This is a genomic window from Labrys monachus (assembly GCF_030814655.1).
GTDB classification, from domain to species: domain Bacteria; phylum Pseudomonadota; class Alphaproteobacteria; order Rhizobiales; family Labraceae; genus Labrys; species Labrys monacha.
This window is the reverse complement of the sequence record NZ_JAUSVK010000001.1, coordinates 3,011,131-3,033,022: the sequence shown is the minus strand read 5'-3', so window position 1 is coordinate 3,033,022 and position 21,892 is coordinate 3,011,131. Positions and strand designations below refer to the sequence as shown.

General features: G+C 68.3%; 19 protein-coding genes. 14 read left to right on the top strand and 5 right to left on the bottom strand.

Translation table 11 applies throughout. The features are described from left to right. Positions 1 to 21: 21 nt before the first annotated feature. Positions 22 to 339: a DUF3175 domain-containing protein gene (locus tag J3R73_RS13695; protein WP_307427669.1), complete on the bottom strand. Its 318-nt coding sequence runs from the start codon at positions 337 to 339 to the stop codon at positions 22 to 24. A 477-nt stretch (positions 340 to 816) separates the two neighbouring features. On the opposite strand from J3R73_RS13695, the gene J3R73_RS13690 reads away from it, so the two are divergent. The 14 genes from J3R73_RS13690 to J3R73_RS13625 all read left to right on the top strand — a co-directional run bounded on the left by J3R73_RS13690 (position 817) and on the right by J3R73_RS13625 (position 17,725). Continuing rightward, on the top strand, positions 817 to 1,380 hold the full coding sequence (locus J3R73_RS13690) for a (2Fe-2S)-binding protein (RefSeq protein ID WP_307427667.1): 564 nt from the start codon (positions 817 to 819) through the stop codon (positions 1,378 to 1,380). A 3-nt stretch (positions 1,381 to 1,383) separates the two neighbouring features. Further along, a complete protein-coding gene (locus J3R73_RS13685) occupies positions 1,384 to 2,409 on the top strand; it encodes an FAD binding domain-containing protein (protein WP_307427665.1) in 1,026 nt (341 codons plus the stop codon). Between the two features lies 1 nt (position 2,410). Continuing rightward, positions 2,411 to 4,690, top strand: a complete 2,280-nt coding sequence (locus tag J3R73_RS13680; RefSeq protein ID WP_307427663.1) for a xanthine dehydrogenase family protein molybdopterin-binding subunit — start codon at positions 2,411 to 2,413, stop codon at positions 4,688 to 4,690. Between the two features lie 111 nt (positions 4,691 to 4,801). Then, entirely contained in the window at positions 4,802 to 5,305 is a 504-nt protein-coding gene (locus J3R73_RS13675; protein ID WP_307427661.1) for a YciE/YciF ferroxidase family protein, read from the top strand. Positions 5,306 to 5,358: 53 nt separating this feature from the next. After that, entirely contained in the window at positions 5,359 to 6,054 is a 696-nt protein-coding gene (locus tag J3R73_RS13670; protein WP_307427660.1) for an MgtC/SapB family protein, read from the top strand. 346 nt (positions 6,055 to 6,400) lie between these two features. Then, positions 6,401 to 8,026 (top strand): ABC transporter substrate-binding protein, encoded by a 1,626-nt coding sequence (locus J3R73_RS13665; RefSeq protein WP_307427658.1) that lies wholly within the window; start codon positions 6,401 to 6,403, stop codon positions 8,024 to 8,026. A 7-nt stretch (positions 8,027 to 8,033) separates the two neighbouring features. After that, on the top strand, positions 8,034 to 8,984 hold the full coding sequence (locus tag J3R73_RS13660) for an ABC transporter permease (RefSeq protein ID WP_307427656.1): 951 nt from the start codon (positions 8,034 to 8,036) through the stop codon (positions 8,982 to 8,984). After that, on the top strand, positions 8,981 to 9,838 hold the full coding sequence (locus J3R73_RS13655) for an ABC transporter permease (RefSeq protein ID WP_307427654.1): 858 nt from the start codon (positions 8,981 to 8,983) through the stop codon (positions 9,836 to 9,838). Before J3R73_RS13660 ends, J3R73_RS13655 begins: the two co-directional genes overlap by 4 nt. Next, positions 9,835 to 11,919, top strand: coding sequence for a dipeptide ABC transporter ATP-binding protein (locus J3R73_RS13650; protein ID WP_307427652.1), 2,085 nt, complete (start codon positions 9,835 to 9,837; stop codon positions 11,917 to 11,919). Before J3R73_RS13655 ends, J3R73_RS13650 begins: the two co-directional genes overlap by 4 nt. Further along, positions 11,916 to 12,848 carry a polysaccharide deacetylase family protein gene (locus J3R73_RS13645; protein WP_307427650.1) on the top strand — a complete coding sequence of 311 codons (933 nt, stop codon included), beginning with the start codon at positions 11,916 to 11,918 and terminating at the stop codon, positions 12,846 to 12,848. The genes J3R73_RS13650 and J3R73_RS13645 overlap by 4 nt, the downstream gene beginning before the upstream one ends. After that, positions 12,845 to 13,654, top strand: a complete 810-nt coding sequence (locus J3R73_RS13640; RefSeq protein ID WP_307427648.1) for a GntR family transcriptional regulator — start codon at positions 12,845 to 12,847, stop codon at positions 13,652 to 13,654. The genes J3R73_RS13645 and J3R73_RS13640 overlap by 4 nt, the downstream gene beginning before the upstream one ends. Beyond that, positions 13,654 to 15,063 (top strand): dihydropyrimidinase, encoded by a 1,410-nt coding sequence (gene hydA / locus J3R73_RS13635; RefSeq protein WP_307427646.1) that lies wholly within the window; start codon positions 13,654 to 13,656, stop codon positions 15,061 to 15,063. The genes J3R73_RS13640 and hydA overlap by 1 nt, the downstream gene beginning before the upstream one ends. Further along, on the top strand, positions 15,060 to 16,088 hold the full coding sequence (locus tag J3R73_RS13630; RefSeq protein WP_307427644.1) for an NAD-dependent epimerase/dehydratase family protein: 1,029 nt from the start codon (positions 15,060 to 15,062) through the stop codon (positions 16,086 to 16,088). The genes hydA and J3R73_RS13630 overlap by 4 nt, the downstream gene beginning before the upstream one ends. Then, entirely contained in the window at positions 16,085 to 17,725 is a 1,641-nt protein-coding gene (locus J3R73_RS13625; RefSeq protein ID WP_307427642.1) for a thiamine pyrophosphate-requiring protein, read from the top strand. The genes J3R73_RS13630 and J3R73_RS13625 overlap by 4 nt, the downstream gene beginning before the upstream one ends. A 28-nt stretch (positions 17,726 to 17,753) precedes the next feature. On the opposite strand, the gene dapB is transcribed toward J3R73_RS13625, so the two are convergent. From dapB to metG, 4 genes are all read right to left on the bottom strand, one after another. Further along, a complete protein-coding gene (gene dapB / locus J3R73_RS13620) occupies positions 17,754 to 18,584 on the bottom strand; it encodes a 4-hydroxy-tetrahydrodipicolinate reductase (protein WP_307427640.1) in 831 nt (276 codons plus the stop codon). A gap of 80 nt (positions 18,585 to 18,664) precedes the next feature. After that, entirely contained in the window at positions 18,665 to 19,465 is an 801-nt protein-coding gene (locus J3R73_RS13615) for an MBL fold metallo-hydrolase (protein ID WP_307427638.1), read from the bottom strand. A 4-nt stretch (positions 19,466 to 19,469) separates the two neighbouring features. Beyond that, on the bottom strand, positions 19,470 to 20,270 hold the full coding sequence (locus J3R73_RS13610) for a TatD family hydrolase (RefSeq protein ID WP_307427637.1): 801 nt from the start codon (positions 20,268 to 20,270) through the stop codon (positions 19,470 to 19,472). Positions 20,271 to 20,272: 2 nt separating this feature from the next. Continuing rightward, on the bottom strand, positions 20,273 to 21,832 hold the full coding sequence (metG, locus tag J3R73_RS13605; protein ID WP_307427635.1) for a methionine--tRNA ligase: 1,560 nt from the start codon (positions 21,830 to 21,832) through the stop codon (positions 20,273 to 20,275). Positions 21,833 to 21,892 lie beyond the last annotated feature (60 nt).

The window sequence follows — 21,892 nt, the reverse complement described above, 5'->3', positions numbered from 1 at the left end:
TTGTTAGCCTGTGGCGGGCAATTACTGATGCTTCAGCCGCCGCTTGGCCGCCGGCTTGCGGCCGAAGAGCTGGCGGAGCCGATCCTTCGCAGCCATCAGCGTGCGGCGGTGGCCGGCTGTGAGGTTCTTGCCCGCCCGGTTCATGTAGAAGGTCAACATCGACAGAGCGGAGCGGAAAGGGTCGGCCTTGCGGCGGTGGCTTTGCTCAGCCGAACGCTTGAGTGATTTCGCGATCGCATCGGGGCTGTCCGATTTGAAGACGCCCTTCTGAAGATCGAGCGCATCGCTGTGTTCGGTGACGTCCGCGGACCATCGTCGGGTCTTGCGCTTGGGTTGCATGGCATTCTCCTGGAATGAGACGGCGGAGGCCTCGCCATGACCTGCATGGCGGAGCCGCCCGCCGCAACCGCCGGCATCAGGAAGCGAGCGGTGACTTGCCTTCCCAACGTCTGAGATCGCCGAAAGTTCTCGCCGGCCGCGCGAAAGCCGTTCGTCCCCGGTCCCGGATCTCACCACGCACCGGCATCCCCTCGCCTTTGCCGGTCACGCTGGAGGCCGGAACAAAGGCAGGCGGATGCTGTTCTCGATAGGCAAATCCGCGCGAGAGACGCCTGCGTGCCTCTTGTCCCCATCGACGAGAGAGGTCCGCGAGGATCCCGGCACAGTCGGTCCGGTACCACGAGCTACGGATATCGGCCTGCGCGCGTCGATCCCCTGCCGTGTCCATTCGAAAGGCAAGCGATGATCAGGGACCCATCCAGCGGCTTGGCCGCTCCACCTGCCGGCGTGAGCCGGCGTCATTTCCTGGAGGCCGCGATGTCCGGCGCCGCGTTACCGCTCGCAGGCACTGTTCCTGCCGTCCCGGCGCAGGCGAAGGCTGCCTCGGCCCTACCCGACGCCTTCGGGCCGCAGAGCATGGACCTGCGCGTCAATGGGCAGCACCACCGCTTCGCGCTCGACAGTCGGACGACGCTCCTCGACGCGCTGCGCGAGCATGTCGGTCTCACCGGTACCAAGAAGGGCTGCGATCACGGCCAGTGTGGCGCCTGCACGGTCCATGTCGGCGGGCGGCGGGTGCTCTCCTGCCTCACCCTCGCCACCATGGTCGGCGACCGGCCTGTCACAACCATCGAGGGGCTGGCGAAAGGCATGGAAGGCCTCCATCCCATGCAGCAGGCCTTCATCGACAAGGATGCGCTTCAATGCGGCTATTACACGCCGGGGCAGATCATGTCCGCCGTGGCCTGCGTGCATGAGGGGCATGCCGACAATCCCGCCGACATCCGGGAATATATGAGCGGCAATCTCTGCCGCTGCGCCGCCTATCCCAACATCGTCGCCGCCATCGAACAGGCGCGGCACGCCATGAAGGGAGCGTGAGCCATGCGTCCTTTCCTCTACCATCACGCCGGCACGATGCAGGATGCGATCGCCGCTGCGGCCGCGTCGGAGACCCGGCGGAACATGCCGCCGACCGCCGCGGGCGGTCAGTTCATCGCTGGCGGAACGACGATGCTCGACCTGATGAAGCTCGATGTGATGCGTCCGCGCGATCTCGTCGACATCAACGCCGTCCCCGGCCTCGACAGCATCCGCGCGACGGAGGCCGGGCTGCATCTCGGTGCCCTGACGCGGATGGCGGAGGCCGCCTCGCACACGCTCGTCGTCAGGAACTACCCCGTCCTCGCGCAGAGCCTCACGCTGGCCGCCAGCGCGCAGTTGCGCAACATGGCCAGCCTCGGCGGCAATGTGCTGCAACGCACGCGCTGCCCCTATTTCAGGGATACGAGCTGGGATGCCTGCAACAAGCGCAATCCCGGTTCGGGCTGTGCGGCTCTGGAAGCCTTCAACCGCATGCACGCCGTGCTCGGCACCAGCGGCAGCTGCATCGCCACCTATCCCGGCGACTTCGCCAATGCGCTGGTCGCCCTCGAGGCGGAAATCGAGATCAGCGGCCGCGGCGGCAGCCGGACGCTCGCCTTCGAACGGCTCCATCGCCGCCCCGGCGATCGGCCGGACATCGAGACGGAACTGGCGCCGGACGAGATCATCACCGGCTTCCGCGTGCCGTCGGCGCCGTGGTTCCGGCGTTCGCGATACCTCAAGATACGCGACCGGGAATCCTACGAGTTCGCGCTCGCCTCGGCGGGCGTCGCGCTCGACCTCGGACCGGACGGCCGGGTGCGGGATGCCCGCATCGCCCTCGGCGGCGTCGCGACGGTGCCCTGGCGTTCACGGCCGGCCGAGGCCGTCCTGGCCGGCAGGCGGTTCGACGAAGCCTTGGCCGAAGAGGCGGCCGAGGCGGCTTTCGCAGAAGCCCGGCCGGCCGGGGACAATGCGTTCAAGGTGACGCTCGGCAAGCGCACGCTCGTGCGGGCGCTGATCGAGACGGCCGCGATGGAGATCTGACATGGACGGAGCTGTTCCCGAACGCAAAGCCAATATGGGCGATCCGATACCGCGCGTCGATGCGCGCCTGAAGGTGACCGGTGCCGCTCGCTACCCCTCCGACGTTCCTGTCGCCGATCCGGCCTATGCCTTCCTGGTGACGAGCGCGATCGCACGGGGCCGCATCCGTTCCCTCGATCTGGGAGCGGCCAAGGCGGTTCCCGGCGTCCTCGACATCCTGACCCATGAGAACGCGGGCGAGATCAGGCCGCTCAAGACGTTCTCCTCGGGCGGGCAGGCCGGCAGTTCGATCGTGCCCCTCGACTCGGCGAGGATCTGGCATGACGGCCAGATCCTCGCCATGGTCGTCGCCGAGACCTATGAAGCGGCGCGCGAAGCGGGCCACAGGATCGCCATCGCCTATGACGCTGAGAAGCCCAGCGCGACGTTCGGCTCGGCCGGCGTCGAGACCAAGCCGGTGGCGAAGGTCAGCAAGGCGCACAAGGATCCCACCTTCGGCGATGCGCCGCAGGCCTTCGCGGCATCCGCGGTGAAGGTCGAGGCCGACTATTCGACACCCGCCCAGCACCACAATCCGATGGAGCTGTTCACCACGACCTGCCTGTGGACCGATGGCCGGCTCACCGTGCACGAGCCCAGCCAGTTCGTCTACGGCATGAAGGCCGGGGTGGCGACGCAGCTCGGCATCGACCCGGCGGATGTGCATGTCGTCAGCCCCTTCGTCGGCGGCGCGTTCGGTTCGAAGGGATCGCTGACGGCGCGCACTGCGATCGTGGCCTTGGCCGCGCGGCGCCTGAGGCGGCCGGTCAAGCTGGTGGCGACCCGCGACCAGGGGTTCACCATCGCCACCTATCGCGCGGAGACCAGGCACAGCGTCAAGCTCGGCGCCGGCCGGGACGGCCGGATCGCGGCCTATCTGCACGAGGCCTGGGAATTGTCCTCCCGGCCCGACGACTACAACGTCTCGGGCACGACGAGCACGGCCGTGATGTATGACTACGGCTCCATCGCGACGCGGGTGAACGTCGTCAACGCGGACCGCAATACGCCGGGCTTCATGCGCTCGCCGCCCGAGGTCCCCTATATGTATGCGCTGGAAAGCGCCATGGACGAACTGGCGGCGGCGCTGAAGATGGACCCGGTCGCGCTGCGCCGCGTGAACGACACCATGAAGGATCCCGCTACCGGCCGGCCCTATACCAGCCGCTCGCTGATGCAATGCTACGATGCGGCGGCGCAGGCCTTCGGCTGGTCGAAACGTTCACCCGAGCCGGGCTCGATGCGCGACGGCGACTGGCTGATCGGCTGGGGCTGCGCCACCGCGACCTATCCGACCCAGATCGGACCGGCGGCGGCGCGCATCGCCCTGGCGTCCGACGGCACGGTGCGCGTGCAGATCGCGGCCCATGACGTCGGCACCGGTGCTTATACGGTGATCGGCCAGGCGGCCGCGAACCGCCTCGGCGTCGCGCCCGACCGCGTCACCGTCGAGCTCGGCGACAGCGCGTTGCCGCCTGCGCCCGTGGCCGGCGGCTCGAACACCACGGCGAGCGCGACCTCTGTGGTCCTCAAGGCGTGCGATGCCGTCCGGGCAAGGCTCTTTCGTTCCGCCATCACCTCCAATGGCGGGCCGTTCGCCGGCAAGCCGTTCGAGGCTCTCGACATTCGGGACGGCCACCTCGTCGCCGGCGACGTCTCGCAGCGCCTCGACGATGCTTTCCGGCAGCTGGGCGAGAGCGCGATCGAGGAATATGCCGAATCCTTCCCGCCCTCGCTCGGCCCCGACGCGGTCAGCAACCTCTACAAGGGCCGCATGTCGATGGTCGGCGGCCCGAAGGGCGAGAAGCTGATGTTCGCCTTCGGTGCCGAATTCGTCGAAGTGCGCATCAATGCCCGCACCCGGGAGGTGCGCGTGCCGCGCGCCGTCGGCGCCTTTGCGGCGGGCCATATCATGAATCCGCGCACGGCGCACAGCCAGCTCATGGGCGGCATGATCTGGGGCCTGAGTTCTGCCCTGCACGAGGCGACGGAGATCGACGAGAGGACGGCCCGCTACGTCAACGACAACCTGGCCGATTATCTCCTGCCGGTGAACGCCGACGTGCAGTCCATCGACGTCATCCTCGTTCCCGAAGAGGACAGCGAGGTCAACCCGATGGGCGTGAAGGGCCTCGGCGAACTCGGCAATGTCGGCACCAACGCGGCCGTCGCCAATGCCGTCTACCACGCGACCGGCCGGCGCATCCGCGATCTGCCGATCCGCATCGAGAAGCTGCTCTGACGTTGGTTCCCGCCGCTGCGCTGCAGGGGGGCGGGAACCTTGCCGGCTGCGGCGCCATTAATCCCGCGATATCTCGCGGTTCATGCCGCCGTCCAGCCGGGAAACAAGGCCATGAGTATTTTTTCCAAGGGCATCGAAACGCTCGACGATCTCTTCGTGCATCAGCTCCAGGACATCTATTATGCCGAGAAGCAGATCGCCAAGAGCCTGGCCGCCATGGTGGAGAAGGTCGGCAATCCCCAGCTCAAGCAGGATCTCGCGGGCCATCTGCAGCAGACGAAGATCCATATCGAGCGGCTCGAAAAAGTGTTCGAGATGCATGACACCCAGGTCAAGGCGGTGGATTGCCCCGCCATCGACGGGATCCTGAGGGAGGCCGACGAGGTTGCCGGCGACACTGCGGATTTCGCCGTGCTCGACGCCGCCCTCGCCGCCGCCGCCCAGGCCGTGGAGCATTATGAGATCGCGCGTTACGGGACGCTGGTCGCGTGGGCGCGGCAACTCGGCCGAAACGACTGCGCCGCGATCCTGCGCCAGACCCTGGAAGACGAGAAGGCGATGGACAGGAGGCTTACGGAGGTGGCGGAGACGCAGCTCAATTATCACGCGGCCTGACGGCCCGCTGGCGCCTTGCTGCCACGGAGGGCCCGTAGAAGGCGAAATCCCTCATGCCTCTTGTTCTCGACTGGTCCGACATCGCCCTGCGTCTCGGCCTCACCTTCCTGGCCGGGGCGCTGTTCGGGCTCGACCGTGGCGTACACGGCCATATTGCCGGACTGCGGACGACGATCCTGGTGGCGCTCGCCGCCGCGCTGGCGATGATCCAAGCGAACCTTCTCCTGGCGACGGCCGGCAAGGACCCCTCCTCCTTCATCACGCTCGACGTCATGCGACTGCCGCTCGGCATCCTCTCGGGCATGGGCTTCATCGGGGGCGGCGCGATCCTGCGGCGCGACAACATCGTGGTCGGCGTCACCACGGCGGCGACGCTTTGGTTCGTCACGGTGATCGGGCTGTGCTTCGGCGGCGGCCAGCTCGGATTGGGTCTGTGCGGCCTCAGCCTCGGGCTGATCGTGCTGCGCCTCTTCAAGCTGCTCGAATACCGCCTCGTGCAGGAACAGCTGGCCGAATTGACCGTCACCTGGACAGGAACGACGCTTTCGGCTTCCTCGATGCGAGCGAGGCTGCGGGAAGCGGGCATGCATGTCGCCAAATCGCGGATCGTCCATGATGTCGGAGCGGACGAGCAGACGGTGACCTTCCAGCTGATGCGCCACGCCAAGCCGGGGGAGCATCAGTCCCCGCCGCTGGTCGCCGATCTCGCCGCCACCCAAGGGGTGCGCAAGATCGACTGGCAATCCTGAACGGCCCGCCGTTCGGAACCGCGACAGCCGTTTCGGATTGCCTCGGCTCGGATCGCCTCGTGCAGGCGCCCGATCGCCCCGGTTGGACGTCGGCATGACATCGATCGAATGCCGTTCCGATGCCGTATATTTGAGCAGCCGCCTCCACAATCATCCTTTCTCATGCGGCATGCCGCCCTCCCCGGCAGGGCGTAGCCCGCACCGGCGGGGGGGCGTCCGCCATCCATGGGTCCTTGGATCCAAGAATCCACAATTGGCACGCCGCTTGCTCTTGCCAAGCCGCAGCCCATGCGCGTAATTTTGGATCCAAGGATACAGCGGCTGCTTTCCTCGTGGAGATGATGCCATGCTTTTGAAAGGCCCCGTCCACTCGTCGAGTCGGCCGCCCCTGTTCAGCCGGCGGACCTTCCTGCATGGCAGCGCCGGCATCGGTGCCGGCGTGCTCGCCATGATGTGCGGCTTTGCCCCCACGCTGCGTCCCGCGCGGGCCTGGGGCGCCGCAATGCCCAAGCGCGGCGGCACCATCCGCTATGCCAACACCGATACGCTCAAGCCACTGGTCGACCCGGCGACGGTCGACGCGCTCGGCCCCTCGGATGCGGTGCGCGGCTGCGCCGAGTTCCTGACCGAGGTCGACGAGCACAACCTGCCCCATCCTCACCTCCTGGAAACGCTGACCTCCTCGGAGGATCTCAAGACCTGGACGCTGGTGGTCCGGAAGGGACCCGTCTTCAACACGCCGACGCCGCGGGCGCTCGACGCCGACGACGTCGTGTTCAACTTCAAGCGCTGGCTCGATCCCAAGCTCGGCTCGTCGATGAATGGACTGCTCAGTCCATATCTGGATGCCAGCGGCGTCGAGAAGATCGACGACCACACGGTCCGCCTGCACCTGAAGGCGCCCAGCAGCACCCTCGCCTATGACCTCTATCATTATGCCGGTGCCGTCGTGCCCCGCGAATTCGAGGGCGATTTCCTCAAGCAGCCCTGGGGAACGGGGCCGTTCGAACTGGTCGAATATGTTCCGAACCAGTCCTTCACGCTCAAGGCCCGCAAGGATTACTGGCGCGACGGGGCCGACGGCCAGAAGCTGCCCTATCTCGACCAGGTGGTCTGCATCGACGTGCGCAGCCAGGCTTCCGCGCAGGTGGCGGGCCTGACGAGCGGCCAGTTCGACCTCGCGCTGGGCATCGACTATGCCGCCTACAAGGCACTCGCCGCCGAGCCTGATCTCGTCATGAGCCGCATCAAGAGCGCCGGCACCGTGCTGTTCCGCGCCCGCGTCGATCAGAAGCCGTTCGACGATCCGCGCGTGCGCCTCGCGCTCCGCCTGGTCCAGGACCGCAACCAGATCACCCAGCTCTCGCTCGGCGACACAGGCTTCGTCGGCAATGACGATCTGGTCGCGCCGGATGTCGATCCGGCCTATGCGCCGCTGGACACGCCGAAGCGGGATGTCGAGCGGGCCAAGGCGCTTCTCGCCGAGGCCGGGCTCGGGCAGGGCTTCCGTACGGAATTCCGCTATCCCACCTCCCCCGACTTCATCGCCACGGCGGCGCAGGTCTACGCCCAGCAATGCCGGGACATCGGCGTCCAGCTCGATCTCGTGCCGATGCCGCCCGACTCCTACTGGGCCAAATGGACGGACTGGACCTTCGCGGCGCCGCAATGGAGCCACCGCCCGCTCGCCACGATGACGATGGGACTGTGCCTGCGCCCCGGCGCCGCCTGGAACGAGACGCGCTACGCCGATCCGACCTTCGAATCCCTGCTCGACGAGGTCAATGGCATCGTCGAGGTCGAGGCGCGCCGCAAGGTCTATGCGAAGATACAGGCCCGCCTGCGCGAGGACGGCCCCTTCGCCGATCCGCTCTTCATGTACGCGCTGGCGGCGCAGAGCCCCAAGGTGAAAGGTTTCGTGCCGACGGCCTTCCGCTACGGGACGTTCAGCGACACCTGGCTCGACGCCTGATCCGTCGATGCTGCGCCTCGCCCTCCTTCGCCTTCCGTTCTTCGCGCTGACCATCGTGGTGAGTTCCGTGCTGATCTTCCTCGCGAGCGAGGTCCTGCCGATCAATGTCGGCAGGAACATGCTCGGCACGTTCGCGCCGCAGGCGGCCGTCGACGCGCTCAATCACCAGCTTGGCACCGACCTGCCGATGGTCGAGCGCTATGGGCGATGGGTCGGCAAGGCCGTCACCGGCGATTTCGGCAATTCGACTTCCCAGCACCTGCCGGTCGGCCCGCTCATCCTCCGGCGGGCCGCCAATTCCGCCGTGCTCGCCCTTGCCGGCCTGGTCCTCATCCTGCCGATCGCCCTCGTCCTCGGCACCATCGCCGGTCTCACCGCCGGCAAGGCCACGGACAGGGTGATCTCGGTGGTGAGCCTGATCCTGACCTCGACGCCGGAATTCGTGGTCGGCGTGCTGCTGCTCCTCGTCTTCGCGGTGCATTGGCGGCTGCTGCCGGGCTCCAGCGCGCTGATCGGCGCGGCATCGCCGCTGGCCGCGCCGCTGAAGCTCGTGCTTCCGGCGGTGACCCTCGCCCTCGTCGATGTCGGCTATATCGCCCGCATGATGCGCGCGAGCATGATCGAGGTCATGGCCTCGCCCTATATCCGCGCGGCGCGGCTGCGCGGCTTCTCCCCGGCCCGCATCGTGTTCCGCCATGCCCTGCGCAACGCCATGGTGACCCCGATCACCGTCATCATGATCCATATCAACTGGCTCATCGGCGGCATCGTGGTGATCGAGGCGATCTACGGCTATCCCGGGCTCGGCCAGCTGATGCTGTCGGCGGCCTCGGCCAAGGACGTGCCGGTGCTCGAAGCCGGGGCGCTGCTCTTCGCCCTCGTCGCCGCCGCCACCCAGCTTCTCGCCGACCTCCTCCAGGCCTGGCTGCAGCCGCGGCTGAGGAGCGCCTCGGCATGAGCGCGATCGAACACCGCAGCAAGGGAGCGGTCCCGCTGCTGCCGGCGATCTTCCGGCGTCTCGGCCGCAGCAAGGCCGGCCTGTTCGGCAGCGCGATCGTGCTGTTCTGGATCGCGATCGCGGTCTTCGCGCCCCTGATCGCGCCCTACCCGCCCAACGATCTCGTCGGCCCGGCGACGCAGGGCCCCACGGCGCAATTCTGGCTGGGCACCGACGATCTCGGACGCGACGTGCTCTCCCGCCTGGTCTGTGGCACGCGCAGCGTGCTGGTCCTCGCCCCGATCGCCGTCCTGCTCGCCGAGGCCGTGGGCGCGGCCATCGGCCTGGCGTCGGGCTATCTCGGCGGCGTGTTCGACCAGGTCGTGATGCGGCTGAACGATGCGCTGATCGCCTTCCCGACCATCCTTCTTTACCTCCTGATCATCGCCGCGCTCGGTCCCTCCCGGGTCAACGTCGTTCTGGCCATCGCCGCCGCGTCGGTCCCCGGCATCGCGCGCATCGTCAGGGGCGTCGTGGTCGGCCTGCGCTCGCGCGGCTTCATCCTCTCGGCCCAGATGCGGGGGGAAAGGCTCTGGTACGTGCTGCTGGTCGAATTGCTGCCCAATGCCCGGCGGCCCCTGCTGGTCGACACGCTCCTGCGCCTCGGCTACGCGACCTTCTCGATCGGCACGCTCGGCTTCCTCGGCCTCGGTGCGCCTCCCCCCGATCCCGACTGGGGCGGCATGGTGAACAGCGGCGTGCGCTGGCTCTCGGTGTCGGCGTGGATGACGGCCGTGCCGGCGCTCGCCCTCGCCTCGCTGGTGATCGGTATCAACCTGATCGCCGAGGCCTTCGAAGAGAGGGCTCCCCGGTGACGTCGGTGCTGGTCGACATCCAGGGCCTCACGGTCGCCTATCCGACCGGAGACGGCCTGCTCCACGCTTTGCGCGGCGTTTCGCTCGGCATCGTGCCCGGCGAGATCCTCGGCATCGTCGGCGAGAGCGGCTGCGGCAAGACCACGCTCGCCTATACGCTCCTCGGCGATCTCGGCGGCAATGCCGAGGTCGCCGGCACCGCCCTCTTCGGCGGACGGGACATCCTGCGGATGGACGAAGCCGAACTGCGGACCATGCGCGGCCGGCACGTCGCCATGGTGCCGCAGAATCCCGGCGAGGCCCTCAATCCCGCACGGCGGGTGGGCGAACAGCTTCGAGAGGTCCTCGCCGTGCATGCGAGCCTGTCCGGCAGGGACGCCACGGCGCGCATCGTCGCGCTGCTGGAGAAGGTCCACCTGCCCGATCCCGAAGGCATCATGCGCCGCTGGCCGCATGAATTGTCCGGCGGCCAGCAGCAGCGCCTCGTCATCGCCATGGCCCTGCTCGGCGGCCCGGAACTGCTTGTGCTCGACGAGCCGACGACGGGGCTGGATGTGACGGTGGAGGCCGCGGTGCTGGACCTCCTGGCCGAGCTGCGCCGCGACCTCGGCGTGACCATCGTGCTGATCTCGCACAACCTGCTGACGATCGCCCGCGCCTGCGACCGCGTCGTCGTGATGTATGCGGGTCTCGTGGCGGAGACGGGGCCGGCGGCAGCAATCTTCGCCCAACCCAGACACCCCTATACCCGCGCGCTGCTCGACTGCATTCCGCGCATCGACCGGCCGCGCGGTGCCGCCGAGCCGGCGCCGATCCCCGGCAGCCTGCCGAGCCCGTTCGAGGCGCTCGCCGGCTGCTCCTTCGCCAATCGCTGTCCCTACGCAATGCCGGCCTGCATTCAGGCCCCGCCGCCGCTGCTGCGGGTTTCGGACCGTCATGCCGCCGCCTGCATCCGCTGGCCGGAAATCCCGCGGGAGCCGTCAGCGGCGGAAGCGACGGCGAGCCCGGCTTTGGCCGTCGACGGCGGTGAGGTGCTGCGCGTCGACAAGCTCGGAGTCACCTACCACCTGCGCAGGGCGAAGGGCGCGAGCGGCACGCTGAAAGCCGTCGATGCGGTCTCGCTCGAGCTCGGCGCCGGCCGGATCACCGCCATCGTCGGCGAAAGCGGCAGCGGCAAGAGCAGCCTCGCCGGCGCCATTGCCGGGCTGAGGCCGGCGGACGCCGGCTCCATCCATCTCGGCGGCAAGTCCGTTCCCCGGCTCCTGCGCCGGCGCCCGGGCTGGACGCGGCGCTTCCTGCAGATGGTATTCCAGGACCACACCTCGACGCTCAATCCCGAACTGCGGGCGGGGCGCAGCATCGACCGGGCGGTGCGCCTGCTCGACGGAACGATATCCTCGCCCGTCGGCGACCGCACCGCCGCCCTCATGCGGCAGGTCGGCCTCGATCCCTCGACGGCGTTCCGGCGCCCGGCCGAGCTGAGCGGCGGCCAGCGCCAGCGCATCGCCATCGCCAGGGCGTTCGCGGGCCGGCCGCGCCTCGTCATCTGCGACGAGATCACCTCGGCCCTCGACGTCTCCATCCAGGCCCAGGTGATCGCCTTCCTGCGGGAGCTGCAGCGTGCCAACGGCACCAGCCTGCTGTTCATCACCCACGACCTCGGTGTCGTCCGCCAGATCGCCGACGAGATCGTGGTGATGTATCTCGGAACCATCTGCGAGCGCGGCCCGGCCGATGCCGTCTTCTCCGGGCCCAACCATCCCTATACCGCGGCGCTGCTCGAAACGGTGGCGGCCGAGGATCCGAACGCAGCGCGACGGCGAACGCCGCTCGCCGGGGCCTTGCCCGATCCGGCCGAGCGTCGTATCGGCTGTCCGTTCAAGACACGTTGCCCGCGCCGGCTCGGTCCGGTCTGCGATACCGTCGAGCCACCATGGCGCAGCGCGGGCGACCGACATGGCATCCGCTGCCACATCCCGGCAGCGGAGCTCGCCAGAAATTCCGTCCGTGCCTCCGGGCCGGACTCAACCGCCCGCCCGGATCTCCGGCTGGGCGATGCGCCAGGAGTGGTCCTGCAATGAATTCACAATCTCGTCTCGGTCCGCCACGCGATTTCGTCGGCTATGGCCGCCGGCCGCCGCGGGTCACATGGCCGGGCGGCCGCCTCGTCGCGGTCAACCTCGTCGTCTGCTACGAGGAAGGGTCGGAATATTCACTCTACGAAGGCGATTCCCGCAGCGACGGATGGGGCGAATATGCGCTCTCCGCACCCGCGGGCGTCCGCGATCTCGGCACCGAGACCCATTTCGAATATGGCAGCCGCATCGGCATCTGGCGCATCGCGCGCCTGCTGGAGCGGCATGGCGTCGACGCCACCATTTCGGGCTGCGCGGAAGCGCTGCGGCGCAATCCCGAAGTCGCGGCCTGGCTGCGCGAATCGGATCACGACCTTCTCGGGCACGGGCTGCGCTGGACCGAACAATGGACGCAGAGCCGCGAGGAGGAACGCGACCATATCGGCCGCGCCGTAGCCCTGTTCCAGGACCTGCTCGGCGAGCGTCCCATCGGCTGGAACAGCCGCTCCTTCCCGAGCGTCAATACCCGCGACCTCCTGGTCGAGGAAGGCGGCTTCGTCTACGATTCGGATCCCTGCAACGACGACCTGCCCTATTTCGTGCCGACGAAAGCGGGCTCCCTGCTGGTGGTGCCCTACTCCAAAACCCTGAACGACAGCCGCTATCTGGTCAGCCCGGGCTATGTCACGCCGCAGGATTTCGTCGACAATGTGCGCAGTTATCTCGACTTCCTGATCCGTGAGGCGAAGGAGGAAGGCGGCCGCATGATGACGATCGCCGTCCATGTCCGCTGGAGCGGGCAGCCGAACCGGGCCGCGGCCCTCGAAGGCGTCCTCGAGACCGTGCTCTCGCGGCCGGAAGCCGCCTTCATGCGCCGCAACGACATCGCCCGCTACTGGCTTTCGCTGTTTCCGACCGAAGGGTTGCCGTCATGACGCGCCGCGTCCCACGCCCCTCGGAGGAGCCGCTTGCCCGCGCCCGGGCGCCCCGCAAGACGGCGCGCGTCGAGGCGCCCGTCGAGGAAGCGCCGCTTGAGACCACCAGCCTCGCCGACGAGATCGCCTTCCGGCTGCAGGCCGCGATCGTCGCCCGGACGCTGCGTCCGGGCGAGCGCCTGCGCCAGGAGGAATTGTGCAGGCGCTTCAACGTCAGCCGCACACCGGTGCGCGAAGCGCTGCGCAAGCTCCAGGCGCTGCAGCTGGTCACCATGGTGCCCAACCGCGGCACCATCGTCCGCGTTCCGACGCGGCACGAGATCGTCGAGGTCTACGATCTGCGGGCCGAGCTCGAGGGCTATGCGGCCCGCTGCGCCTGCGCGCGCGCTTCGACCGAGACGGACCGGGCCCTGGCGGCGGCGATGGGCACGCTGCGCCGCCGGCGCGGCTCCCGCAAGGATGCGCCGCCCGCCAGCGATCCCGGGCTCAGCATCGACGTTTCGGTCGCGGTCCGCGGCTTCCATCACATCATCCAGGACTGTGCCGGCAACGAACGTCTCGTCCGCATGATCCGGGACCTCGAGACCTCCTTCCCGGGCAATTATTGCTGCCACGAGATCGACCTCTCGGGCGAGGCCAAGGTCGTGCAGGTCGACGAGCATGACGCCATCCGTGCCGCGATACGGGCGCGCGACGGTGCGGCCGCCCAGCAATTGATGCGCGACCACATCCTGCATTCCAAGCAATTGCTGCTCGCCCATATGGATGAGCATGGCGTCTGGTTCGCCGAGGACGGAGAAGCCTGATGACGACCGGCGCCCGTTTCGATCTCGTGGTGCGCGACGCCCTCGTCGCCACCGGCAACGCCGTCTCGACGGTGGATCTCGGTATTCGTGACGGCTGCATCCAGGCCATCGCCGAACGGCTGGAAGACACCGCGCAGATGGTGGACGCTCGCGGCCGCCTCGTGCTGCCGGGCGGCGTCGACGCCCATTGCCACATGGACCAGCCGGTCTACGGCGCCGTATGCGCCGACGACTTCCGAAGCGGCACGCTCTCGGCCGCCTGCGGCGGCAACACCACCATCGTGCCGTTCGCGATGGCGGGGCCCTCCGATCCCCTCGCGGCGACCGTGGCAGCCTATCGCCTGCGGGCCCAGGGCCAGGCGATGATCGATTATGCGATCCATCCCACCATCCAGGCGGCCAGCGCCCAGACGCTCGACCAGGACCTGCCGGGCCTCATTCGCGCCGGCTATGCCTCCCTCAAGATCTTCACGACCTATGAGGGTTTCAGGTTGGGCGACGGCGAGATCCTCGACATCCTGCAGGTGGCGGCACGGCACGGCGCCCTCGTCATGGTGCATGCGGAGAATGACGCCATCATCGCGATGCTCACGCGGGACCTCGTCGAGCGCGGTCGCCACGCTCCCCGCTTCCATGCCGAGGCCAGGCCGGTGCTCGCCGAAAGGGAGGCCATCCATCGCATCGCCTCCTTCGCGGAGGCGACCGGCGCCGAAGTGCTGATCGTCCATGTGTCGAGCCGCGAAGGGCTGGAGGAAGTCACCCGGGCGCAGCGGCGCGGCGTTCGCATCCACGCCGAAACCTGCCCGCAATATCTGCTCTTCACCGAGGAGGATCTCGACCGCGAGGGCCTGGAGGGCGCAAAATTCATGTGCAGCCCGCCGATGCGCACTACGGCCGACCAGGACGCGCTGTGGGACGGCATGGCGCAGGGCAGCCTCGCGGTCTATTCCTCCGATCATTCGCCCTACCGCTTCGCCGGGCCCGACGGCAAGCTGCGTCACGGAAGCGGCGCGCGTTTCGATCAGATCGCCAACGGCCTGCCCGGGCTGGAGCTGCGCCTGCCGCTTCTGTTCAGCGAGGGATATCTGCAGGGCCGCATCAGCCTCGCCCAGTTCATCGCCGTCTCCTCCACCAACGCCGCCGAACTGCACGGCCTCGCGCCGCGCAAGGGATCGATCGTGATCGGCGGCGACGCCGATCTCGTGATCTGGGACCAGGACCGCGAGATCACGGTCACCCACGCCCTGCTCCATGACGGCGTCGACTACACGCCCTATGAAGGCATGCGCATCCGCGGCTGGCCGGTGACGACGATCTCGCGCGGCGAGGTGATCGTCGATGACGGCCGCATCCTCGGCATGCCCGGGCGCGGACGCTTCGTCCCCTCGAAGGCGAGGCCGCTGCCGTGAGCCTGCTGGTCACCGGCGGCCACGGCTTCGTCATGAGCAATCTCGCGCGCCTCTGGCTCGATCGCCATCCGCAGGAGCGGGTGACGATCCTCGACCGCGACCGCCCGGACGAGGCGGCGCGCCGCTTCTTCGCCGGCGTCGAGGACCGCATCCGCTGGATCGCCGCCGACATCCTCGATCCCGGCGCCTGGCACGACGAAGCGCGCCGGCACGGCATCGACCGCATCGTCCATGGCGCGGCGCTCACGCCGTTTCCCTGGATCGACGAGGCAAGGAAGGAACACGACCCCGAACGCGAGGCGCCGGGCCGGGTCCTCGACGTCAATCTCGGCGGCACGCTCGGCGTGCTCGAATTCGCCCGCGGCCTGCCGGCCTGCCGGCGCCTGCTGATCATCGGCACGGGCGCCGTCTATGGCGAAGCGCCGCGCGCGGGCGAGCCGATCGCCGAGGACGGTCCGGCCGCGCCGCGGTCGCTCTATGCCATCTCCAAGCATGCGGCCGAACTGACGGCCCGGCGCTTCGCCGAACTCTACGGGCTCCCCGTGGTGGTGGCGCGCCTGGCGGCCGTCTATGGCCCGATGGACCGCATGCTGGCGTCGCGGCACATCGTCTGCGCGCCCAACAAGGTGACGGCGCTGGCTCTCGCCGGCGAGGCGATCCGGCTCGGCAGCGCCGAGGGCGTCGGCGACTGGATCAGCGTGTCGGATGTGGCGGCGGCCCTCCTCATGCTGCTCGACGCCGAGGCGCTGCGCCATGACGCCTACAACATCGCCTCCGGCCGGGCCGAGACGCTGGCCCGGCTGGCGGCGCTGACGGCCGACCTGGTGCCGGGCACGGCATGGTCGGTCGATCCGGCCGAAGCCAATGTGCTGCCCGATGCCGGGCGGGAGGCCGGCCGCTGGGGCGGCTACCACATCGGCCGGATGCAGGAGGAGTTCGGCTGGACGCCGCTGCCCCTCGCGGTCCGCCTGGCCGAATACATCGATTGGCGTAGAGACAACGAGTTGAGGGGAGGCCCGGCATGAACGGCGCAGAAGTCGTAGCAGCAATCCTGAAGCGGGAGGGCGTCGAACGGATCATCGGCTTTCCGCACAGCGAGCTGATCGAGACCACCGCCGCGCTCGGCATGCCGCCGCTGATCACCCGCACGGAACGCATCGCGGTCAACATCGCGGACGGCTTCACCCGGGTCAGCGGCGCCAGGCGCCTCGCCGCCGTCACGGTGCAATATGGGCCGGGCGCCGAATGCGCCTTCGGTGCCGTCGCCCAGGCCTATAGCGACAACACGCCCCTGCTCTTCCTGCCGACCGGCCATCCGCTCGGACGCAATGCCGTTCCGCAGAATTTCGAGGCGCTGCGCAGCTTCGCCCATGTGACCGGCTGGTCCGTCCGCAGCGAGCGGGGCGATGCCCTGCCCCAGCTCTTCCAGAACGCCTTCGCCCGTGCCCGCAACGGCACGCCGGGCCCCCTGATGATCGAACTGCCGACCGACATCCTGCAGGCGCCGGCGCCCTGGAATCCGGACGCCTATGTCCCCCCTCGGCGTTCCTCGCCCTGCGCCGACCCCGTCGACATCAGGCGCATGCTCGATGCGCTGCTCGCCGCCGAATGTCCCCTCCTGCTCGCCGGCCAGGGCGTGCTCTATGCCGACGGATGCGAAGAGCTTCTTGCCCTTGCCGAGCTCCTGCAGATCCCGGTGGTCACCACGCTGAACGGCAAGAGCGCCTTCCCGGAGGATCATCCCTTGTCGCTCGGAACGGGCGGCAAATCCTACGCTTCCGCCATCGGCGCGTTCTACGGCAAGGCCGATTTCATCCTCGGCGTCGGCACGAGCTTCACGCGTTCGCTCTACATCACGCCCCTGCCGGCCGCCTGCCGTCTGGCGCAGGTGACGCTCGCCCCCGCCGACATCGGCAAGGACTATCCGGTCGACATGGCGGTCGTCGCCGACGCCAAGGCGGTGCTTGGCCAGTTGCTGGAGGAAGCGCGCAGCCGGCGGGGCCTCGCCGAGGAGCGGGCGCAAAGCCCGGTCGCGGCGGAAATCGCCGCCCTCCACCACGCCTTTGCCGCGAAATGGGCACCGCTGGTCGACGACGACGCCAGCCCGATGTCGCCCTATCGCGTGCTGCGCGACCTTTCCCGCACCGTCGACCTGAGGAAGACCATCGCCACCCACGACGCCGGCCATCCTCGCGACCAGATGCTGCCGTTCTGGAAGACGCCGATCCCGCACGGCTATGTCGGCTGGGGCAAGAGCACGCAGCTCGGCTCGGGTCTCGGCCTGATGATCGGCGCGAGGCTGGCGCGGCCCGACCACCTCTGCATCGCCGTCATGGGAGAGGCGGCCTTCGGCATGGTCGGCATGGACTTCGAGACGGCGACGCGCCACCAGTTGCCGATCATGGTGGTGCTGTTCCGCAACGGCATCATGGGCGGATATGGCCAATATCTGCCGCAGGCCTCCGAACGCTTCGGCGTCGATCGGCTGACGGGCGATTATGTCGGCGTGGCGCGGGCGCTCGGCGGCCACGCCGAACGGGTCGAGGCCCCGCGCGACCTCGTGCCGGCCTTCCGGCGCGCCATCGCCGCCATCGAGGAAGGGCGTCCGGCCCTGGTCGAATGCGTAACGCGCGAGGAAAGGCGCATCCCGGGCCTGGTGTGAACAAGCGCCGTGCTCCTCCCGCCCTCTCTCAGACGGCGGAAGGAGGAACCGCGCCGGGGGGAACGGATCCCGCCGGCCGACCGGCCTCGCCGGCGAAGCCCAGCACGTCCTGCATGTCGTATTCGCCGGGTGCACGATCGGCCACCCAGCGCGCGGCCGCGGCCGCTCCCCGGGCGAACATGCCCCGGTCCCGCGCCGAATGCGAAAGGGTGAGGATCTCCTCCTCGGCGGCGAAGACGACGCTGTGCTCGCCGACAATGCCGCCGCCGCGCAGCACGGAGAAGCCGATCTCTCCCGTCGGGCGCTCACCGGTGATGCCGTCGCGGGTGCGGCGTTCGACGGCGGCGAGCGAAACGCCCCGGCCTCTCGCGGCCGCATCGCCCAGCATCAGGGCGGTGCCGGACGGCGCGTCCACCTTCCGGCGGTGATGGGCTTCGGCGATCTCGATATCCCAGGCCGCGGCTGGAAGGGCCCGGGCTGCGCGGGCGACCAATCCGACCAGCATGTTGATGCCCAGCGAGAAATTTCCCGAACGCACGATCGCGATCCGCCGGGCGGCTTCGGCGATGCCGGCGAGGTCGTCAGCCTCGAATCCGGTCGCGCCGATCACCAGGGCAGGACCGCCGCGGGCTGCGCAGCGCCGCGCCAGCGCGGAGGAGGCCCGCCCGGTGGTGAAATCGATGATGACGTCGGCACTGGCCAGCGCCGTATCGATACGAACCAGCCCGTCCACCTCGGCATCCGCGCGTCCGACACGGGCGACGAGGGTGAAGGCGGGGTCGGCGGCGATTGTCTCGGCGACCGCTCGGCCCATGCGGCCCTGCGCTCCGGCAATGGCGATCCTGATCGGCGCCGTCATGCGAGGCTCTCCCGTATCGCGGCACGGTGAGGCCTGCCGGGCCGTGCGTGATGACCGATGGTGTGGGCAGACGCCGCCCGCTATTCGGCGATGCCGATGCGCATGCCGTCGAAGCCGGGCTCGACGCCGGGTGGCAGCGTGCGCGTCAATGTCCGGTAGTCCATGTCGGTGTGCATGTTGGTCAGGATCGCACGTTTCGGCTTGAGCTTGGCGATCCAGTGCAGCGCGTCCGTCAGGGACCAGTGGCTGGGATGGGGCTGCGGACGCAGGGCGTCGACGACCCAGACGTCGAGGCCCTGCAGCATCGCTTCACTTTCTTTCGGCAAGCCATTGATATCGCTCGAATAGGCGAAGTTTCCGACTCGAAAGCCAAGCGAATGGATGTCGCCGTGGTCCTGATCGAAGGGCAGGGCCGCGACCGGGCCGCCGGCACCGTCGATGACGGTCTCGATGCCGATGTCGATCGTGTGCATAGTGAGGATGGGCGGATAGTTGGAGCCCTTCGGCGTCTCGAAGCAATAGCTGAAGCGGCTGCGCAGCAGCGCCGCCGTCTGCGGATCGGCATGGACGTCGACGCGCCGCCGCCGATTGATGGCCAGCACGCGCAGATCGTCGATGCCGTGGGTATGGTCCGCGTGCTCATGGGTGTAGAGCACGCCGTCGACCCAGTCGACCTCGGCGTCCAGCAATTGCTGGCGCATGTCGGGACCGGTATCGATCAACACGGTGGTGCGGCCGGACGCGCCTTCGCGCTCGATGAGCAGCGAGCAGCGCCGGCGCCGGTTGCGCGGCTCGGCCGGGTCGCAGTCGCCCCAGCCGAAGCCGATGCGGGGGACGCCGCCCGAGGAACCGCAGCCCAGCAATGTCGCGGTGAGCGTCATACCGTCACGCCGCCGCAGCGAGGCCGTCGGGACGCGGCATCTTGGAGAACAGACGGAAGGCGTTCGCGGTGGTGATAGTGCCGATCTCGCTTGCGCTGACGCCGATCGTCTCCGCCAGCACCCTGGCGGTGTCGACCACATAGGCCGGCTCGTTGCGCTTGCCCCGGAACGGCACCGGCGCCAGGTAGGGCGCATCGGTCTCGACCAGCAGGCGATCATGCGGCACGAAGCGCGCGACCTCGCGGATCTCCTCGGCCGTCTTGAAGGTCAGGATGCCGGAGAAGGAGACATAGAAGCCGAGCGCCAGGCCGCGCCGCGCCAGCCCGCCCCCCGAGGAGAAGCAATGGAGGACGGCGGTGAAGGCGCCCTTCCCCATCTCCTCCTCCAGGATGGAGGCGATATCGTCATCGGCCTGGCGGGCATGGATCACCAGCGGCAGGCCGGTCTGGCGCGCCGCGGCGATATGCTTGCGGAAGCCCCGCGCCTGCACGTCGCGCGGGGAATGATCGTAGTGATAGTCCAGGCCCGCTTCGCCGATCGCCACGACCTTGGGATGGCTCGCCAGCGACAGGATCGTCTCCAGCGGCACGTCATCTTCCTCCGCCGCATGCAGGCAATGCGTGCCGACCGAACCGTAGACGTCGTCGAAACGCTCGATCAACGCCCGGATCTTCTCGAACTGGCGTATCCGCGTGGAGATGGTGATCATGCGCGCCACGCCCGCGGATCGCGCGCGGGCGACGACGTCCTCGATCTCGCTCTCGAAATCCGGGAAATCGAGATGGCAGTGGCTGTCGATCACCATGGTCAGGCCGGCTCGCTCGCCGCTTCCACATATTTCGGGAATACGGGCTGGGGCGGCGGAAGCTCGGTGTCGGGAGACAGGCGTCCGTCGGCGCCCAGATAGGAGAAGTCGCGCGCTTCCGGGGGCACCGCGAGGAGGTCGAGGATCCGGCCCGCGCCCTCGGGGATCACCGGCTGCGCCAGGATGGCGACCTGGCGGATGATCTCGGCGGTGACGTAGAGCACCGTCTCCATGCGCGCCGGGTCGCTCGTCTTGAGCGTCCAGGGCGCCTCGGCCTGGAAGTAGCGATTCGCCTCCGCGACGACGCCCCAGATGTCGGCGAGGATGATGTGCAGCGCGAAAGTGTAGATGGAATCGCGCGCCTTCCAGACGAGACCGTCGGCCGCCTGCAGGAGATCGGCATCCGAGGGAAGCAGGTCGCCGGGACTCGGGATCCTGCCGCCGCAATTGCGCGCGATCATCGACAGCGAGCGCTGGGCGAGATTGCCGAAATCATTGGCGAGGTCGGCATTGATGCGGTTGACGATCGCCTCGTGCGAATAATTGCCGTCCTGTCCGAAGGGGACCTCGCGCAGGAAGAAATAGCGCAGCTGGTCGACGCCGTAATGGGCGGCGAGCGTGAAGGGGTCGATGACGTTGCCGACCGATTTCGACATCTTCTCGCCGCGGTTGAACAGGAAGCCGTGGCCGAAGACGTGGCGTGGCAGCGGCAGGCCCGCCGACATCAGGAACGCCGGCCAGTAGACGGTGTGGAACCGCACGATGTCCTTGCCGATGATATGGGCGTTGGCCGGCCAGAACTCCGAGCGCTCGGTGTCGATGTCGGGAAAGCCCGTCGCCGTGAGATAGTTCGTCAGGGCATCGACCCACACATACATCACGTGCTTGGGATCGCCCGGCACCGGAATGCCCCAGTCGAAGGTCGTGCGGCTGACCGACAGGTCGCGCAGCCCCGAGCGCACGAAGCTGAGGATCTCGTTGCGGCGCTCGGCCGGCCCGATGAAATCCGGGTGGTCCTCGTAGAATTTCAGCAGGCGGTCCTGGAAGGAAGACAGCCTGAAGAAATAGCTCTCCTCCTCCACCCATTCGACCTTGGTGCCCGTCTCGATCACCGTGCGCGAGCCGTCGGAATTGAGAGCCAGGTCCTTGTCGTCGTAATAGGCCTCGTCGCGAACCGAATACCATCCGGCATATTTCGACAGATAGATGTCGCCGGCCGCTTCCATCCGCCTCCAGATCTCCTGGCAGGCGCGATAATGGCGCTCCTCGGTGGTGCGGATGAAATCGTCGTTGGAGGCGTTGAGCGCCTGCGCCATCTCGCGAAAATACTGGGAATTCCTGTCGGCGAGCGCCTGGGCCGTCAGGCCCTCTCTCGCTGCCGTCTGCAGCATCTTCTGGCCATGCTCGTCCGTTCCGGTGAGGAAGAACACTTCATGGCCGTCGAGCCGCTTGAAGCGCGCGATGGCGTCGGTCGCGATCAATTCATAGGCGTGGCCGATATGCGGCCTGCCATTGGGATAGGAGATCGCAGTCGTGACGTAATAGGTATCTTTGTCGGCCATCGATGAATGCTTTTCCTTCGGGTGGCGGCCACGGCGGTCTGCCGGGTTCCGTCACCAGAT

Excerpts from the sequence above, each read along its gene's own strand:
- J3R73_RS13680 (WP_307427663.1), top strand. The coding sequence starts at position 2,411 with ATGGACGGAGCTGTTCCCGAACGCAAAGCCAATATGGGCGATCCGATA.
- J3R73_RS13670 (WP_307427660.1), top strand. The coding sequence starts at position 5,359 with ATGCCTCTTGTTCTCGACTGGTCCGACATCGCCCTGCGTCTCGGCCTC.
- J3R73_RS13645 (WP_307427650.1), top strand. The coding sequence starts at position 11,916 with ATGAATTCACAATCTCGTCTCGGTCCGCCACGCGATTTCGTCGGCTAT.
- metG (WP_307427635.1), bottom strand. The coding sequence starts at position 21,832 with ATGGCCGACAAAGATACCTATTACGTCACGACTGCGATCTCCTATCCC.
- J3R73_RS13640 (WP_307427648.1), top strand. The coding sequence starts at position 12,845 with ATGACGCGCCGCGTCCCACGCCCCTCGGAGGAGCCGCTTGCCCGCGCC.
- J3R73_RS13665 (WP_307427658.1), top strand. The coding sequence starts at position 6,401 with ATGCTTTTGAAAGGCCCCGTCCACTCGTCGAGTCGGCCGCCCCTGTTC.
- J3R73_RS13615 (WP_307427638.1), bottom strand. The coding sequence starts at position 19,465 with ATGACGCTCACCGCGACATTGCTGGGCTGCGGTTCCTCGGGCGGCGTC.
- J3R73_RS13695 (WP_307427669.1), bottom strand. The coding sequence starts at position 339 with ATGCAACCCAAGCGCAAGACCCGACGATGGTCCGCGGACGTCACCGAA.
- hydA (WP_307427646.1), top strand. The coding sequence starts at position 13,654 with ATGACGACCGGCGCCCGTTTCGATCTCGTGGTGCGCGACGCCCTCGTC.
- J3R73_RS13610 (WP_307427637.1), bottom strand. The coding sequence starts at position 20,270 with ATGGTGATCGACAGCCACTGCCATCTCGATTTCCCGGATTTCGAGAGC.
- J3R73_RS13690 (WP_307427667.1), top strand. The coding sequence starts at position 817 with ATGTCCGGCGCCGCGTTACCGCTCGCAGGCACTGTTCCTGCCGTCCCG.
- J3R73_RS13655 (WP_307427654.1), top strand. The coding sequence starts at position 8,981 with ATGAGCGCGATCGAACACCGCAGCAAGGGAGCGGTCCCGCTGCTGCCG.
- J3R73_RS13625 (WP_307427642.1), top strand. The coding sequence starts at position 16,085 with ATGAACGGCGCAGAAGTCGTAGCAGCAATCCTGAAGCGGGAGGGCGTC.
- J3R73_RS13685 (WP_307427665.1), top strand. The coding sequence starts at position 1,384 with ATGCGTCCTTTCCTCTACCATCACGCCGGCACGATGCAGGATGCGATC.
- J3R73_RS13660 (WP_307427656.1), top strand. The coding sequence starts at position 8,034 with ATGCTGCGCCTCGCCCTCCTTCGCCTTCCGTTCTTCGCGCTGACCATC.
- J3R73_RS13675 (WP_307427661.1), top strand. The coding sequence starts at position 4,802 with ATGAGTATTTTTTCCAAGGGCATCGAAACGCTCGACGATCTCTTCGTG.
- dapB (WP_307427640.1), bottom strand. The coding sequence starts at position 18,584 with ATGACGGCGCCGATCAGGATCGCCATTGCCGGAGCGCAGGGCCGCATG.